Source organism: Mesorhizobium sp. GW821-FHT04C10 (genome assembly GCF_059420305.1).
Genome location: NZ_JBWKTL010000001.1, coordinates 194,762 through 210,064, shown reverse-complemented (window position 1 = coordinate 210,064; position 15,303 = coordinate 194,762). Strand labels below are relative to the sequence as shown.

Here is a 15,303-nt window from a genome sequence, read left to right as displayed (position 1 = left end):
AGGAGACCATGAATGACCTTGGCCAAGAAACTCGTGCTTTTGCTGATGGCGGCCGGAATGCTGCTCGCCGTCTTCCTCGAAAGCGTTCCGGCGCAGAGCGAAGAGATGAAACACGACATGGCCGGCATGTCGACGGACGCGACCAGCCCTTCGACCGAAGGCTACAAGGCGGCGATGGACAAGATGCATGCCGACATGATGGCATCGCAGTATACCGGTAACGCCGACGTCGATTTCGTTCGCGGCATGATCCCGCATCATCAGGGCGCCATCGACATGGCCAAGGTCGAGCTTGCCAACGGCAAGGACCCGGAAATCCGCAAGCTGGCCGAAGGCGTCATCGCCGCCCAGGAAGCCGAGATCAAGCAGATGCAGGACTGGCTTGCCGCCCATCCGGTGAAATAGAGCTTTCGAGGCATCGCACGGTAGGCTGCGGCGAGAACGCTCTGGATTTCTCGTCCGGCCTGTGATGCGATCGGGCCTCAACTGGAGCCTGCCATGCCGTCGAGCGTCAGAACCACCGCGTTGCCGTCTGGCGAGGCCATACCTGTTCTCGGCCAGGGCACATGGAAGATGGGCGAGGATTCCCGCCGCCGTGCTGGCGAGGTCGATGCGCTCAAGCTCGGCATCGACCTTGGCATCACGCTGATCGACACCGCCGAAATGTACGCCAGCGGCGGCGCCGAGGAAGTGGTCGCCGAGGCCATTGCCGGGCGTCGCGCCGAGGTCTTCCTGGTTTCAAAAGTTCTACCGTCGAACGCTTCGCGCGCGGGCGTGCAACGCGCCTGCGAGAACAGCCTGAAGCGCCTGCGCACCGACCGCATTGATCTCTATCTCTTGCATTGGCCGGGCAGCGTGCCTTTGGCGGAGACGGTCGAGGCCTTCGAGGCCTTGAAGAAGGCCGGCAAGATCCGCCATTGGGGCGTCAGCAATTTCGACACCGAGGAAATGGAGGAGCTCGCCGGCTTGCCCGACGGCGGCAACGTCCAGACCAACCAGGTGCTTTACAATCTGGTCCGGCGCGGCCTCGAGTTCGATCTGGCGCCCTGGAGCCGGCAGCGCGGCATCCCGCTGATGGCCTATTCGCCGGTCGAGCAGGGCGCACTGGCGCGCAACGCCAGGCTCGATGCCATCGCCGCCCGCCACAATGCGACCGCCGCGCAGATCGCCCTGGCCTGGGTGATGCATCAGGACGGCGTCGTCGCAATCCCGAAGGCCAGCAGCCAGGAGCACGTCCGCCAGAATTTTGCCGCGCTCGACATCGCGCTTACGGGCGAAGACCTCGCCGATCTCGACCGCGCCTTCCCCCCGCCGACCCGCAAGCGCGGGCTGGAGATGATCTGACTACTTCCCGGCCAATCCCTTCAGCCGGTACAGCGCTTCCAGCGCTTCCCGTGGCGTCATCTCGTCAGGATTGATCTCGCCGAGGGCAGCGCCAAGCGCATCGCTTTTCACCGGCTTCGGCGCTTCCCGCTTCATCGCCACGGAAAACAGCGGCAGGTCGTCGACCAGCCGGTTGGTCTTGCCGGAAACCTCGCCTTCTTCCAGCTGGTGCAGGACTGCCTTGGCCCGATCCACCACCGCTTCCGGCAGGCCGGCCAGCCGTGCCACCTGCACGCCGTAGGAGCGGTCGGCCGCACCCTTGCCGACCTCGTGCAGGAAGACGACGTCGCCTTCCCATTCCTTGACCCGCATGGTGACGTTGTGCAGCCGCGCCAGCTTGCCGGCCAGCGACGTCATCTCGTGGAAATGGGTAGCGAAGATCGCCCGGCAGCGGTTCTTCTCATGCAGATACTCCACCGCCGCCCAGGCGATCGACAGGCCGTCGAAAGTGGCGGTGCCGCGGCCGATCTCATCGAGGATCACCAGCGCCCGCTCGCCGGCCTGGTTGAGGATGGCCGCCGTCTCGACCATCTCGACCATGAAGGTCGAACGGCCGCGTGCCAGGTCGTCCGAAGCGCCGACGCGCGAGAACAGCCGGTCGACGACACCGATACGGGCCGATGCCGCCGGCACGAATGACCCGGTCTGCGCCAGGATCGCGATCAGCGCGTTCTGCCGCAGGAAGGTCGATTTACCGCCCATGTTCGGGCCGGTCAGCAGCCAGATCGCGCCGTTCTTGGCGCTCCCCTCCGGCGAGAGATCGCAATCATTGGCGACGAACGGCCCTTCGCCGGAACGGCGCAAGGCCTGTTCGACCACCGGATGCCGGCCGCCGGAAATCTCGAAGGCGAGGCTCGAATCCACCACCGGACGGCACCAGGCTTCGCTTTCCGACAGAAGCGCCAGTGCCGCCGACACGTCGAGTATGGCGAGCGCCTCGGCGCCGGCGCGGATCGCCTCGGCCTCGCCGACGGCTTGCGCCGTCAGCGCATCGAAGGCGGCCAGTTCGATGCTCAGCGCGCGGTCGGCGGCATTGGCGATCTTGGTTTCGAGTTCGGCAAGCTCGGTGGTGGTAAAGCGCATGGCATTGGCCATGGTCTGGCGGTGAATGAAGCGCGCCTTGGCGCCATCGCTGCCGGTCATGACCGCGTGGTGGTTGGCGGTCACCTCGATATAGTAACCCAGCACGTTGTTGTGCCGGATCTTCAGCGAACGGATGCCGGTCTCCTCGATCAGCGAGCGTTCCAACGCGGCGATCACTTTTCGCGACTCGTCGCGCAGCGCCCGCATCTCGTCGAGTTCCGGGTGGTAGCCCCCGCGAACGAAGCCGCCATCGCGTTTGAGCAGCGGCAGTTCCTCGCCCAGCGCCTGCACCAGATGCTGGGCGAGCGCCTGGGGCAGCGCCTGGATAGCGGCCATTGCGCCAGCCAATTCCTGGGGCAGGGTGATCGCTGCAAAGATCTCGGCGATGGCGCCCGCCGCCTCGAAGCCGGCGCGCAACGCGCCGAGGTCGCGCGGGCCACCGCGGTTGAGCGCCAGCCTGGACAAAGCGCGCGGCATGTCGGCGACGCTTTTCAGGCTCGCCCGCACCGCCTGGCAAAGCCGCGTTTCGGAGCGGAAGAACGACACCGAGTCCAGCCTTGCGCCGATCGCCGCCGGGTCGGTCAGCGGCGCCATCAGCCGGTCGGCGAGCAGCCTTGCGCCGCCGCCGGTTACCGTGCGGTCGATCGCCTTGAACAGCGAGCCTTCGCGGCTGCCCGACAATGTTCGCAACAGCTCGAGATTGCCGCGTGTCGCCGGATCGATGAACAGGGTAGAGCCCTGCTCTTCGCGTTCAGGGCGCGACAGCGGCGGGCGTTCGGCCTTCTGCGTCTTCTCGACATAGGCGATGGCGCCCGAGATGGCCGACAGTTCGGCCCGCGAAAACGTGCCGAAGCTGTCCGGTGTCGCCACCTCGAAGAAACGGGCGATGCGCCCGGTGGCAGAGGCCGAATCGAACAGCGATGGCGGTTGCGGGTTGGCGACGCGGCCAAGCACGTCGAACACAGGCTTCAACTCCGGATCATGAAACACCGGTTCGGCGACGATCAGCTCGCGCGGATCGACACGGAAGATGTCGGCGAGCAGCCGGTCGGCGGTGGTCTCGGCGACGCGGAAAGCGCCTGTCGAGATGTCGATCCAGGCAATCGCGAAGGAATGGTCCGCGCCGCCCTTCACCCGCCCCAGCGCCATCAGGAAGCTTGATTCCGACGGCGCCAGCAATTTGTCCTCGGTGATGGTGCCCGGCGTCACCAGCCGCACCACGTCGCGGCGCACCACCGATTTGGAGCCGCGCTTCTTGGCCTCGGCCGGATCCTCGATCTGTTCGCAGACGGCGACGCGGAACCCTTGGCCGATCAGCTTCTGCAGATAATCGTCGGCCGCATGCACCGGCACGCCGCACATCGGGATGTCGTGGCCCTGGTGCTTGCCGCGCTTGGTCAGGACGATGCCCAGCGCGCGGCTCGCCTTTTCGGCGTCGTCGAAGAACAGCTCGTAGAAATCGCCCATGCGGTAGAACAGCAGCGAATCCGGATTTGCGGCCTTGATCTCGATGAACTGCTCCATCATCGGCGTCACTGCGGCCGTGCCGGGCTGTGGCGGCGTCATCACCTCGGGGGCGTCGGGCTCGTTGGGGCTGTGCATGTTCATGGCCCGGCACGCTAGCAGATGTGATGGCCGGGTTTAATGCCGGGGCTTCGAAAAGCAGGGGAAGACCGAGGCGGGAAGTGCCGGCAATTTCCCCCATGATCCGCGATTCAGGCGTGGTGGCGGTTTACACGCGGCGGTGCGTGGTCTTAATTCGGACCGAAACAAAGCACCCGCTTCAAGGAGGTGCTGCACCGGCGAGGAAATCAAAAGCATCATGGCCAGGAAAACCGAGAACAGCGGTCCGTCCGTCAGCGCGCAGGAAGCGCTCGAATTCCACGCCATGGGCCGGCCTGGCAAGCTGGAGATCGTCGCCACCAAGCCGATGACGACGCAGCGCGATCTGAGCCTCGCCTATTCGCCAGGCGTCGCCGTGCCGGTGCGCGCCATCGCCGAGGATCCGAGCCGCGCCTTCGACTACACGACGCGCGGCAACATGGTCGCCGTCATCTCCAACGGCACCGCCATCCTTGGTCTCGGCAATCTCGGCGCGCTGGCCTCCAAGCCGGTGATGGAAGGCAAGGCGGTGCTGTTCAAGCGCTTTGCCGATGTCGATTCCATCGACCTCGAGGTCGACACCGAGGATGCCGACGAGTTCATCAATTGCGTGCGCTTCCTCGGTCCTTCCTTCGGCGGCATCAACCTCGAGGACATCAAGGCGCCGGAATGCTTCATCATCGAGCAGCGGCTGCGCGAGCTGATGGACATCCCCGTCTTCCATGACGACCAGCACGGCACCGCCATCATCTCGGCCGCCGGCCTGATCAACGCGCTGGAAGTCACCGGCCGCGACATGAAGACCACGAAGCTGGTCTGCAATGGCGCGGGTGCCGCCGGCATAGCCTGCATAGAGCTGATGAAGGCGATGGGCTTCGCGCCGGAAAACATCGTCCTGTGCGACACCAAGGGCGTGGTCTTCCAGGGCCGCACCGAAGGCATGAATCAGTGGAAGTCGGCGCATGCGGTCAAGACCGACGCGCGCAGCCTCGCCGAGGCGCTCGACGGCGCCGACGTCTTCCTCGGCCTCTCGGCCAAGGGCGCGTTGACCACCGCCATGGTGCAATCGATGGCCAAGAACCCGATCATCTTCGCCATGGCCAATCCCGATCCCGAAATCACGCCGGAGGAAGTGGCCGAGATCCGCACCGACGCCATCATGGCGACCGGGCGTTCGGACTATCCGAACCAGGTCAACAACGTGCTCGGTTTCCCCTACATCTTCCGCGGCGCGCTGGACGTGCGGGCCACCACCATCAATGACGACATGAAGATCGCCGCGGCCAGGGCGCTCGCCGAACTGGCGCGCCAGGACGTGCCCGACGACGTCGCCGCCGCCTACCAGGGCAACCGGCCGAAATTCGGCCCCAACTACATCATTCCGGTGCCGTTCGATCCGCGCCTGATCTCGGCCATTCCGCTGGCCGTCGCCAAAGCGGCGATGGACTCCGGCGTCGCCCGCAAGCCGATCCTCGACCTCGACCGCTACGCACAGGAACTGTCGGCCCGCCGCGACCCGATCGCTTCGACTCTGCAACGCATCTACGACCGCGTGCGCCGCCAGCCCAAGCGCATCGTCTTCGCCGAAGGCGAGGAGGAGCAGGTGATGCGCGCCGCCGTCTCCTATGTGAACCAGCGGCTCGGCACCGCCATCCTGCTTGGCCGCGACGATGTCATCAAGGAAAACGCCAAGCACGCCGGCATCGACCTCAACAAGCAAGGCATTGAGATCATCAATGCGCGGCTGTCGCGCCGCAACGGCATCTACACCGACTATCTCTATGAGCGCATGCAGCGGAAGGGGTTCCTGTTCCGCGACTGCCAGCGCCTGATCAACAATGACCGCAACCACTTCGCCGCCTGCATGGTGGCGCTGGGCGATGCCGACGGCATCGTCACCGGTGTCACCCGCAACTATTCGACCGCGCTCGACGATATCAGGCGCGTCATCGACGCCAAACCCGGCCACCGCGTCATAGGCGTGTCGATCGTGTTGGCGCGGGGCAAGACCGTGCTGGTCGCGGACACCGCCGTGCACGACATGCCGAACGCCGAACAGATCGCCGACATCGCCGAGGAGGCGGCAGGCTTTGCCCGCCGCATGGGTTATGAGCCGAGGCTCGCCATGCTCGCCTATTCCACCTTCGGCCATCCGCAGGGCGAACGCTCCGAGCGCGTCCAGGAAGCGGTTCGCATCCTCGACAAGCGCCGCGTCGATTTCGAATATGACGGCGAAATGGCCGCCGACGTCGCGCTCAACGCGCGCGCCATGGCGCAGTACCCTTTCATCCGCCTCACCGGTCCGGCCAATGTGCTGGTCATGCCGGCCTTCCACTCGGCCTCGATCTCGACCAAGATGCTGCAGGAACTCGGCGGCTCGACGGTCATCGGCCCGCTGCTGGTCGGCTTGAACAAGCCGGTCCAGATCGTCTCGCTGAACGCCAAGGATAGCGATATCGTCAACATGGCGGTGATCGCGGCGTACACGGCGGGGACTTGAGGAGCGGTCCGGGCAGCGGATGAGAGCTTCAGCCCGGCGCGAACGCCCGCGCCGCCTCGATCACATCCGAGACTTCGTCAGCGCGCAGCAGGTCGATTGGAATGCGCCCGTCGAGCTGTGCCGTGGGGCGTGTCAGCCATAGCCACGCCAGCCTCGGATTGCCGATCTGCTTGAGCACGTCGCTTATGCCTGCGACAGGCCTGCCGTCGACGAACTGCGCCAGCGGGAAGACGTGTTTGCGGCCTCCCTTGCGCAAGGCGATGACGTCGCCGCGCCTTTGCCAGCGATGCAGGGTCGAGCGGGCGATGCCCAGGTTTTCTTCCAGGTAGGTCGAACCGGCGACACGACCGGCCCAGTCCTCGATCAGCATCGATTCGAGGTCGTCGGACCGTGGCGGTGCAGGAAGCGGCTCATCGGCCAGCGAAGCCGTCAACTGGTTTGTGGCCCCGGCAGTGCCGGCTTCGCTGCGGCGCGCGGCTTCCGCTGCCAGCGCGCGCACGAATTTCGAGGCCAGGCCGGGAAGGTCGGCATGGATGGCGTCGATGGCGCGCTGGTGTTTCGGCGACAGCAAGGTGACGGCGGACGCTATGCTGCCGGCGATCTTGCCGACCGACACCACGGTGGACTGGTTTATGGCCTCGTCATAATGGGCAAGCGCGCGCTCGACGTCCTCCGCGACCATTTCCGCGAAGTCGTCCTGTCCAGGACCAGGTGGCTGAAATCTGCTCATGCATATGTCTTCTGGCCGCGCGCGTTCCTCCCTCAGCCGCGGCCGATTGCTGAATTTTTATTGCGGAAAACGAAGATCGTGGCGGCAACGCATCGCGCTGCCCGACAGCTTGCTGTCTTGCATCTTTCAACACCCCATCTGGTTGCGGGCGTCCCGAAATGTCAGTCACGGGACACTCACGGTTTCGTGTAGGGGTGATATGTGACAGTAACGCGACGGTGAAGTTGCCGATCTCCCCCCTCGTGGGGGAGATGCCCGGCAGGGCAAAGGGGGCGAAGGATCGCTACGTAGCGATGCTTATGCCGTGCCCCCGGCTCTCGGCAGGTGTTGAGCCCTGAAGCTATGAAATAAAACGTCGGAAATGCCAGCGGGACAGCGCCCCCCTCTGGCCTGCCGGCCATCTCCCCCACAAGGGGGGAGATCAGCAGTTGTCCCTACAACAACCCCGCCAGTTCCGCCTCGCGGCGCAGATTCTGCCTTGGCCTTGGGCCGATCTGCTGGATCACCAGTCCGGCCGCCAGGGAGCCGAGGTCGCCGCAGGTCTTGAGGTCGCGGCCTTGCGTGTAGCCATGCAGGAAACCGGCGGCGTAGAGATCGCCTGCGCCCGTCGTGTCGACCAGTTCACGGATCGCCGTCGCCTGGATGACCACGGTCTCGTCGCCGCGCACGATGACCGAGCCTTTTTCAGAACGGGTCACCGCGGCTATTCTGCAGTCCTTGCGGATCTTGGCCACCGCCTCGTCGAAGGACGATGTCTGGTAGAGCGACTTGATCTCGTGGCTGTTGGCGAAGACGATGTCGACCGTGCCCGAGCGCATCAGCTCGAGGAACTCGTCACGGTAGCGGTCGACGCAGAACGAATCCGAAAGCGTCATCGACACTTCGCGGCCTGCCGCGTGTGCCAGCCTGGCCGTCTGCCGGATCGCCTCCTTGGCGCGCGGCGGGTCCCACAGATAGCCCTCGAAGTAAGTGACCTTGGCGCCCGAGGCCTTTTCGGCCTCGACATCCTCGGGGCCGAGTTCGACACAGGCGCCGAGATAGGTGTTCATCGAGCGTTCGCCGTCGGGGGTGACGAAGATCATCGAGCGCGCCGTCGGCGGCTCGCCCTTGAGCGGCTTGGTGTCGAAGGCGACGCCCTGCGCATGGATGTCGTGCGCGTAGATTTCGCCCAGCGCATCGTTGGAGACCTTGCCGAAGAAGGCAGCGCGTCCGCCGAAGGAGGCGACGCCTGCCGCCGTGTTGCCGGCGCTGCCGCCGGAGGCCTCGATCGCCGGGCCCATGCGGCTGTAGAGCAGTTCGGCGCGCCGCGTATCGATGAGGTTCATCGCGCCCTTGATGATGCCGTTGGTTTCGAGGAATTCCTCCTCGCACTGGGCGATGATGTCGACAATGGCATTGCCGATGCAAAGCACGTCATAATCCGGCATCAATATCTCCGCCAAAACCCGAGCCGGCTTCTTGCCACGCTGGCCGGGCGCGGGTTTAGCGATTAACGGCAGCTTTGCCTAGAGCACGACACTCAACTTTGGCGGGATGGCCCCAGAACAGGGCACCAACAGCCAGGCGCTACGACAATTCGACCGTGGACGAAGCGTTTCATCGCCGCATTGCCTACAAATCGGGCCTGATCGATCGCACCCGAAGACGGCAAGCCCATGTCCGCGAAGAACGACACGACCATCGACCTGGCGTTGCTTGCCGTATTGGCGGTGCTGTGGGGCGCCTCCTACACTTTCATCAAGATCGGCGTCGAGACGATCCCGCCGGTCACCTTCATCGCCGCCCGCACCTTGATCGCCGGCGGCATCCTGTTCGCCATCATCCGCTGGCGCGGGCTGGCCATGCCGGGCGATGCGGCAAGCTGGCGCCGCTTCGCCTTCCAGGCATGCCTCAACAGCGTCATACCATTCACGCTGATCGCCGCCGCCGAGCGCTCGGTCGATGCCGGCCTGGCCACGATCCTCAATGCGACCTCGCCGATCTTCACTTTCGTTTTCACAGCGCTCATCACTCGCCATGAGCCGGTGACTGTGCGCAAGCTGATCGGTGTCGGCGCCGGCATAGCGGGCATCTGCTTCATTGTCGGCACGCAGGCGCTGGGTGGTCTCGGTCACGAACTCTGGGCACAGGTCGCCATCGTCGTGGCAACGATCTGCTATGCGGGTGCGGCGATCTTCGGCCGTGGCTTCAAGGGCCTCGATCCGATGCTGCCGGCCGCCGGTTCGATGCTGTGCGGCGCGGTCATGCTGGTGCCGCTCAGCCTGTTGGTCGACCAGCCATGGACGCTGACACCCTCGATGGCATCGATCCTGGCCCTGCTTGGCCTGTCGGTGTTTTCGACCGCGCTGGCCTTCGTTATCTATTTCCGCCTCATCCACACGCTGGGTTCGGTCGGCACGACATCGCAGGCCTATCTGCGCGTACCGATCGGCGTCGGCATCGGTGCTGTCTTCCTCGGCGAAAGCCTGGGGCCAACGGTATGGCTGGGCATGGCCTTTGTCGTGGCCGGCGTCGCCGCCATGACGATCCCGGTCAGAAAGCCGGCGTTTGCCCGATAGCGATACGCGCTTGTGCTGACGAGCCGCGCTGCCTATCTCGTGAACGTCCCGCCTTTACGGCGCTGTCGCTGACTTGGGGTTGAAGCACGGTGATTTTCGACGCTGCCCGCACTGCGGCCCTCGAGCTGCTCTCGCCGCCGTTTCGCGCCGTGTTCGTCAAGACGCTTGGCCTGACCGTGCTGGCCCTGGTCGCCTTGTGGTTCGGCCTGACCAGCCTGGTCGAGTGGCTGGCGCTCCTGTGGCTCCAGGCCTTGTTGCCCGGCATGCCGTCCTGGGCCGGCTGGCTGGGCGGCATCATCGCGGCAATAGCGCTTGCCTTCGGCACGGCGCTGCTCGTCGCCCCGGTGACGGCGGGGATCGCCGGCCTGTTCCTCGACGATGTCGCCGAAGTGGTCGAGCGCACCGACTATCCCGGCGACCCGATTGGGCGCGCCATGCCGGCGCTGCGCTCGCTGGTGCTGGCGATAAAATTCCTCGGCGTCGTCATCCTCGGCAACATCGTCGCCTTGCTGCTCCTGCTGGTGCCGGGCATCAACATTGCCGCCTTCTTCGTCGTCAACGGCTATTTGCTCGGCCGCGAATTCTTCGAATTTGCCGCCATGCGCTTTCGCGGCGACGACGAAGCCAGGGCCTTGCGCCGGCAGTATGCCGGCACGGTCTTTCTCGCCGGGCTGGTCATCGCGGCCTTCCTCGCCGTGCCGTTGCTCAATTTGGTGACGCCGCTCTTCGCCGCCGCCATGATGGTGCACCTGCACAAGGCGATTTCGGCACGGGAAGCGGCACGTCGATAGCGCAGCTAGCTCTGCTCAACGCAGCAGGAAACCTCGCCCCAGCTCGTCATCGGGCTCGACAATGAATTCCGCCCGCCCGGAGTAGTAGGCGCGGCCGCCGACGCGGGCGATGATCGCCTCATGCGGGCCGGCCCGCGCCGTCCGCGCCACCGCGCCGGAAAAGCGCGAACCGGCGATGCTCTCGAAGGTCCGCGTCTGCCCGATAGCGATCTCGCCCTTGGCAAGCATGGCGGCGAGACGGGCGGTGACGCCGGAGCCGGTCGGCGAGCGGTCGACCTCGGCCTCGGCGAAGACGCAGATGTTTTTCGTCACCTCGCCGGAAAACGCGTCGCGTCCGTCGGTCAGGATGGTGCCGTAGAGAAAGGCGAGGTCGGCGTGGTCGGGATGCGACAGCGGAAATTCCGCCTTGAGCCTGTTCGTCAGCGTCGTTGCGGCATCGACAAAATCGCGCACGCGGTCACGGCCGAATTCCAGCCCGAACTGATGGCAGTCCGCCAGCGCGTAGAAAGCGCCGCCATAGGCGATGTCGAAGCCGATCTTGCCATACCTTGCCAGTTCGATCTGCTGGTCACCGGCAAACAGGAAGGCCGGCACGCTCTCGAACGACACGGCGCCGGCCTTGCCGTCCAGAACCTCGACCGAAGCGACGACCAGGCCGCACGGCGCCTCGATGTTGACGGTCGTGATCGGCTCCTGTTTCGCCACCAGCCCTTCATCGATGGCGTAGCGGCCGAGGGCGACGATGGCGTGGCCGCACATGGTAGAATAGCCCTCATTATGCATGAACAGCACCGCGAGATCGGCGCCCGGCAAGTCGGGCTCGACCAGCAGGGCGCCGTACATATCGTAATGGCCGCGCGGCTCGAACATCAGGATTTTTCTGAGATGATCGAGATGGTCGCGCACATAGGCGCGCTTTTCCAGGATGGTGCCCTTCGGGATGCGGGGATAGCCGCCGGTGACGATCCTCAAAGGCTCGCCGCCCGTATGCATGTCGACGACGGTCAGCGTCATGCGCCCAGCCTGTTCATAATGATGGCTTGCTGTATAGCGCCTGCAGCTTGCCGAAAGGCATGGCGGCGCGGGTGAAGCCGAACGTGCCGTCCTGCTGGATCTCGCGCGCCGCCGTCTCCAGCATGCCGTAGGCGAAATTGGTCAGCCATGGCCCGAGTGAAATGCGCTTCACGCCGGCCATGGCAAGATCGGCGATGGTAAAGCCCGGCTTTGCCATGACGTTGACCGGCTTGCCGACCGCCGAGCAGATCGTACGCACCATCTCGATGTCGCCGATCCCCGGCGCATAGAGCACGTCGGCTCCAGCCTTCTCGAAGGCCTGCAGCCGCTTGATCGTGTCGTCGAGATCGGTTCTGCCCCAGAGGAAATTTTCGGCGCGCGCGGTGAACACGAAATCGCGCTTCAGCGCCCGCGCCGCCTCCACCGCCGCGGCGACGCGCTCGACCGCATGCGAAAAATCATAGATCGGCTTGTCGGGATCGCCGGTGTGGTCCTCGATCGAGCAGCCGGCAAGGCCGGCCGCTTCCGCCGCGAAGATGGTTTCGGCGGCCCGCTCGGCGCTGTCGCCCTTGCCCCTCTCGAGATCTGCCGAGACCGGCAGGTCGGTCGCTGCCGTCACCTCGCGGCAGTGATGGATCATCTGTTCGAAGGTCACCGAGCCGTCCGGCAGGCCGCGCGAAAAGGCGAAGCCGGCGCTGGTCGTCGCCAGCGCCTTGAAACCGAAGGAGCCGAGCAGCTTGGTCGTGCCCGGATCCCAGGGATTGGGCATGACGAAGGTCGAGGCATGCAGGTCGCGAAAGATCTTGCCCTTGTCCATGAATGCTCCCCATCACGAGTTTTGAGCGGATGCTACCGCGCTGTCTCAAGTCGGGCAAACGAATGCGTTTGGTTCAGAAGCGCTTCGCGTTCTCTGCTGACAATTTCTCGAACGCGTCGGAATCCTTGACGTAGTGTGAAGTCTTCGTGTCCCAATGGTAGGTGACGGAAATGTCGTGCGAGGCCGCCTCGGGCGCCGCCTCATCGCAACTTTCACCACTCGGCACCGTGGCGTCGGTCGCCGTCACCTTGATCGCCGCATAGGGCTTTCCGTCGTCCAGCGTCAGGAAGGCCAGGTCCTGGGTGCGTTTGTAAGCGCAGACGTTTTCGTCGAACGTGTTGATCGTGTCGACCAATTGAAGGCGATCCTCGCGAGGCTGGATCAGTAGCGTACTCACATAGCCCTGGTTCGAATTGAAATGCGTGCTCATGGAGATGAGCACGTCGTCGCCGGCGCCGATCGAAAGCTTGTTCGGCTCGCGGAAATAGGTGCTGCGGTCGACCGCGACATTGGCCGCATCGAGCAGTTTCGGCTTGGCTGTCACGTCGTAGAGCGCCAGCACGGCATAGCCTTCGGCACTGTCGGGAGAATCGCCGAGATCGAACAGCATCGCCAGCCGATCCTTGCCGCCGGCCTTGATGGGAAGCACTGCCGCATTGGGCAGGCTCGTCGTCTCCGGCGGCGAGCCGCCGTCATCGTCACCGGCAATGTGGCGCATGTCGATCGGCAATCCGCCCTTGTAGAAACCGTCCTTGTCGGCGGCGAGGTCCGGGATGACCATTTTGGCCAGGTCGAGATAGGTGACATCGCTGCGGCCGGGCAGCGGGCTGTTGAGTTCGGGAAAGCTCACGGCCTGCGCGCCGGCCGCAGTCCAAAAGAACGGCAGCAGCATCAAGGCGAGCATGAGGCGGAGCAGGTTCGTCGGCATGAATATCCCCCCGGAGATCAGGCCAGTCACGCTAGCACGGGTTCCGGCATCGTGCAGCCGTGTCGGAACAGGATCAGTGGATCGGCACCAGGCCGGCCAGCTCGCGCATGTCATCGAACAGGATGCCGCCGGCCTGGATCAGGCCGTCGCGGTCGGAATAGGGATCGCCATGATAGGAAAACACCCGCATGCCGGCGGCAATGCCGGCCTGCGTGCCCGCGACGCTGTCCTCGATGACGATGCAGTCGGCGGGCGCGAAGCTCATGGTCTTGGCCGCATGCAGGAACAGGTCGGGGAACGGTTTGCCGCGCCCGACCATGGTGGCACTGAACATCGCATGTTCGAAGAGCGGCAGCAGCCCGGTCTGGCCAAGCGTGATGTGCATCTTCGAAATCCTGGCCGAGGTGGCGACACAATAGGGGATGCCGGCCCCGCGAACCGCCTCGATGAACTCCCGGACATAGGGGATCGCCTCGACGCCATGGGAAAACAGGTCCGGCAGGCCGGCATTCCAGCGATCGACGAAATCGGTGCCGAGGCGGACATCGGTCTGCTCTTCGATCTCCTTCTGCACCGAGGCCATGCTGCGGCCGGAGAAATTCTTGCGGCAATATTCGAAGCTCGTCGGATAGCCAGCCGCGCTCAGCCACTCGGCAAGGCGCCGGTTGGCGAGGTTCTCCGTGTCGACCAGGATCCCGTCGCAGTCGAAGATGACAAGTTTCGGGATGGGCATCAGGCGGTGCCGGTCGATCCGAACCCGCCCGAGCCACGCGCCGTGCCGCCGGCCAGCGAACGTTCTTCGACGGCCACCTGCGTCACGGCGGCGAAAACGATCTGGGCGATGCGCATGCCGCGCGTCACGGCAAAATCCTCATCGCCGAGATTGACCAGCAGCACCTTCACCTCGCCGCGATAGTCGCTGTCGACCGTGCCTGGCGAATTGAGGACGGTGAGGCCATGCTTGAAAGCAAGCCCGGAGCGCGGCCGTACCTGGCCTTCCATGCCTTCGGGGATTTCCAGGATCAGCCCGGTCGGCACCAGGGCGCGTTTTCCGGGAAGGATCAGCAGCGGCCGGTCGTCGGGCACCGCGGCGCGCAGATCCATCCCGGCGGCGCCGGCGCTTTCATAGGCGGGGAGGGGTAGTCCTTCAGCATGCGGCAACCTGACGAAGCCGACGGTCGGACCGATGACGGAGGAGTTTTGGAGGGCTGCGCGCATAAAATCGATCCTATCGGCGCGATTGCCGATTCGGTCAATTCGCCCGCAAGGGTATCAACGGCTTTCTTTCGGGCATCACTATGACCTCAGGCATCACTATGACCTTAGCACGCTTCAGCGCACTTCCATCGGAACCACCGTCGTCTCCTTGATCTCCTCCATCACGAAGGAGGCGGAGACATCCGACAGCGCCACCTTGGCGATCAGCCGCTGGTAGAGCCGGTCATAGGCTTTCACGTCGGCGACACGGGCGCGCAGGACATAGTCGAGATCGCCGGACATCCGGTAGACGCCGGTGATCTCGGGAAAGCCGGTCACCGCGGCGCGGAATTTGTGCAGCCAGTCCGGATCATGGTTCGACGTCCGGACCAGGATGAACACAGACAAGCCAAGCCCGAGCTTGTCGGCATCGACCAGCGCCACGCGTCCGGTGATGACGCCTTCTTCCTCCAGCCGCTTGACGCGCCGCCAGCAGGCATTGCGCGACAAGGCTACCCGTTCCGATAGCTGGTCGACCGACAGCGTGCCGTCGCGTTGCAATTCGGCAAGCAGTTTTCGGTCTATTTCATCGATATCCAGCGTCATATTGGGATATTTGTCCCATGGAATGGCAAAATACAAGGACATTTTGAGACCGATGAACCGGCGAAGCGTGTCAGGATACTCATATCGGAACTCA

Annotated in this window: 14 protein-coding genes; 5 read left to right on the top strand and 9 right to left on the bottom strand. The window is 64.6% G+C overall.

The features are described 5' to 3' along the window. The first annotated feature begins 12 nt into the window (after positions 1–12). Positions 13–405, top strand: coding sequence for a CopM family metallochaperone (copM, locus tag AC07UC_RS00970; RefSeq protein ID WP_140769913.1), 393 nt, complete (start codon positions 13–15; stop codon positions 403–405). A 93-nt stretch (positions 406–498) separates the two neighbouring features. Further along, positions 499–1,344: an aldo/keto reductase gene (locus tag AC07UC_RS00965; protein ID WP_494903492.1), complete on the top strand. Its 846-nt coding sequence runs from the start codon at positions 499–501 to the stop codon at positions 1,342–1,344. Here AC07UC_RS00965 and mutS read toward each other — a convergent pair whose 3' ends face one another. Further along, positions 1,345–4,032, bottom strand: a complete 2,688-nt coding sequence (gene mutS / locus AC07UC_RS00960) for a DNA mismatch repair protein MutS (protein ID WP_494908874.1) — start codon at positions 4,030–4,032, stop codon at positions 1,345–1,347. It abuts the gene before it with no gap. 256 nt (positions 4,033–4,288) lie between these two features. Here mutS and AC07UC_RS00955 point away from each other — a divergent pair, with 256 nt between their 5' ends. Beyond that, positions 4,289–6,568 (top strand): NADP-dependent malic enzyme, encoded by a 2,280-nt coding sequence (locus tag AC07UC_RS00955; protein ID WP_202324783.1) that lies wholly within the window; start codon positions 4,289–4,291, stop codon positions 6,566–6,568. A gap of 28 nt (positions 6,569–6,596) precedes the next feature. On the opposite strand, the gene AC07UC_RS00950 is transcribed toward AC07UC_RS00955, so the two are convergent. After that, a complete protein-coding gene (locus AC07UC_RS00950; protein WP_494903489.1) occupies positions 6,597–7,298 on the bottom strand; it encodes an antitoxin Xre/MbcA/ParS-like domain-containing protein in 702 nt (233 codons plus the stop codon). 434 nt (positions 7,299–7,732) lie between these two features. Beyond that, entirely contained in the window at positions 7,733–8,725 is a 993-nt protein-coding gene (locus AC07UC_RS00945) for an adenosine kinase (RefSeq protein ID WP_140769904.1), read from the bottom strand. A 228-nt stretch (positions 8,726–8,953) separates the two neighbouring features. On the opposite strand from AC07UC_RS00945, the gene AC07UC_RS00940 reads away from it, so the two are divergent. Both AC07UC_RS00940 and AC07UC_RS00935 read left to right on the top strand, forming a co-directional pair. After that, positions 8,954–9,856 (top strand): EamA family transporter, encoded by a 903-nt coding sequence (locus AC07UC_RS00940; RefSeq protein ID WP_494903487.1) that lies wholly within the window; start codon positions 8,954–8,956, stop codon positions 9,854–9,856. A gap of 89 nt (positions 9,857–9,945) precedes the next feature. Then, positions 9,946–10,647: a sulfate transporter family protein gene (locus AC07UC_RS00935; protein WP_494903486.1), complete on the top strand. Its 702-nt coding sequence runs from the start codon at positions 9,946–9,948 to the stop codon at positions 10,645–10,647. A gap of 15 nt (positions 10,648–10,662) precedes the next feature. Here the strand turns inward: AC07UC_RS00935 and AC07UC_RS00930 are convergent, their stop codons facing one another. The 6 genes from AC07UC_RS00930 to AC07UC_RS00905 form a co-directional block, all read right to left on the bottom strand. Then, entirely contained in the window at positions 10,663–11,661 is a 999-nt protein-coding gene (locus AC07UC_RS00930) for a proline racemase family protein (protein WP_202324779.1), read from the bottom strand. 13 nt (positions 11,662–11,674) lie between these two features. Then, positions 11,675–12,478 carry an isocitrate lyase/PEP mutase family protein gene (locus tag AC07UC_RS00925; protein ID WP_494903483.1) on the bottom strand — a complete coding sequence of 268 codons (804 nt, stop codon included), beginning with the start codon at positions 12,476–12,478 and terminating at the stop codon, positions 11,675–11,677. A 73-nt stretch (positions 12,479–12,551) separates the two neighbouring features. Further along, positions 12,552–13,406, bottom strand: coding sequence for a hypothetical protein (locus AC07UC_RS00920; RefSeq protein ID WP_494903481.1), 855 nt, complete (start codon positions 13,404–13,406; stop codon positions 12,552–12,554). Between the two features lie 73 nt (positions 13,407–13,479). Continuing rightward, positions 13,480–14,139 carry an HAD family hydrolase gene (locus AC07UC_RS00915; RefSeq protein WP_140769892.1) on the bottom strand — a complete coding sequence of 220 codons (660 nt, stop codon included), beginning with the start codon at positions 14,137–14,139 and terminating at the stop codon, positions 13,480–13,482. Further along, the gene (dut, locus tag AC07UC_RS00910; RefSeq protein ID WP_140769890.1) at positions 14,139–14,624 is read right to left on the bottom strand and encodes a dUTP diphosphatase; all 486 of its coding nucleotides are present in this window, start codon (positions 14,622–14,624) and stop codon (positions 14,139–14,141) included. The genes AC07UC_RS00915 and dut overlap by 1 nt, the downstream gene beginning before the upstream one ends. Positions 14,625–14,738: 114 nt before the next feature. Continuing rightward, on the bottom strand, positions 14,739–15,209 hold the full coding sequence (locus AC07UC_RS00905; protein WP_494908873.1) for an Lrp/AsnC family transcriptional regulator: 471 nt from the start codon (positions 15,207–15,209) through the stop codon (positions 14,739–14,741). Positions 15,210–15,303: the final 94 nt, after the last annotated feature.

Excerpts from the sequence above, each read along its gene's own strand:
- copM (WP_140769913.1), top strand. The coding sequence starts at position 13 with ATGACCTTGGCCAAGAAACTCGTGCTTTTGCTGATGGCGGCCGGAATG.
- AC07UC_RS00965 (WP_494903492.1), top strand. The coding sequence starts at position 499 with ATGCCGTCGAGCGTCAGAACCACCGCGTTGCCGTCTGGCGAGGCCATA.
- mutS (WP_494908874.1), bottom strand. The coding sequence starts at position 4,032 with ATGACGCCGCCACAGCCCGGCACGGCCGCAGTGACGCCGATGATGGAG.
- AC07UC_RS00955 (WP_202324783.1), top strand. The coding sequence starts at position 4,289 with ATGGCCAGGAAAACCGAGAACAGCGGTCCGTCCGTCAGCGCGCAGGAA.
- AC07UC_RS00950 (WP_494903489.1), bottom strand. The coding sequence starts at position 7,298 with ATGAGCAGATTTCAGCCACCTGGTCCTGGACAGGACGACTTCGCGGAA.
- AC07UC_RS00945 (WP_140769904.1), bottom strand. The coding sequence starts at position 8,725 with ATGCCGGATTATGACGTGCTTTGCATCGGCAATGCCATTGTCGACATC.
- AC07UC_RS00940 (WP_494903487.1), top strand. The coding sequence starts at position 8,954 with ATGTCCGCGAAGAACGACACGACCATCGACCTGGCGTTGCTTGCCGTA.
- AC07UC_RS00930 (WP_202324779.1), bottom strand. The coding sequence starts at position 11,661 with ATGACGCTGACCGTCGTCGACATGCATACGGGCGGCGAGCCTTTGAGG.
- AC07UC_RS00925 (WP_494903483.1), bottom strand. The coding sequence starts at position 12,478 with ATGGACAAGGGCAAGATCTTTCGCGACCTGCATGCCTCGACCTTCGTC.
- AC07UC_RS00920 (WP_494903481.1), bottom strand. The coding sequence starts at position 13,406 with ATGCCGACGAACCTGCTCCGCCTCATGCTCGCCTTGATGCTGCTGCCG.
- AC07UC_RS00915 (WP_140769892.1), bottom strand. The coding sequence starts at position 14,139 with ATGCCCATCCCGAAACTTGTCATCTTCGACTGCGACGGGATCCTGGTC.
- dut (WP_140769890.1), bottom strand. The coding sequence starts at position 14,624 with ATGCGCGCAGCCCTCCAAAACTCCTCCGTCATCGGTCCGACCGTCGGC.
- AC07UC_RS00905 (WP_494908873.1), bottom strand. The coding sequence starts at position 15,209 with ATGACGCTGGATATCGATGAAATAGACCGAAAACTGCTTGCCGAATTG.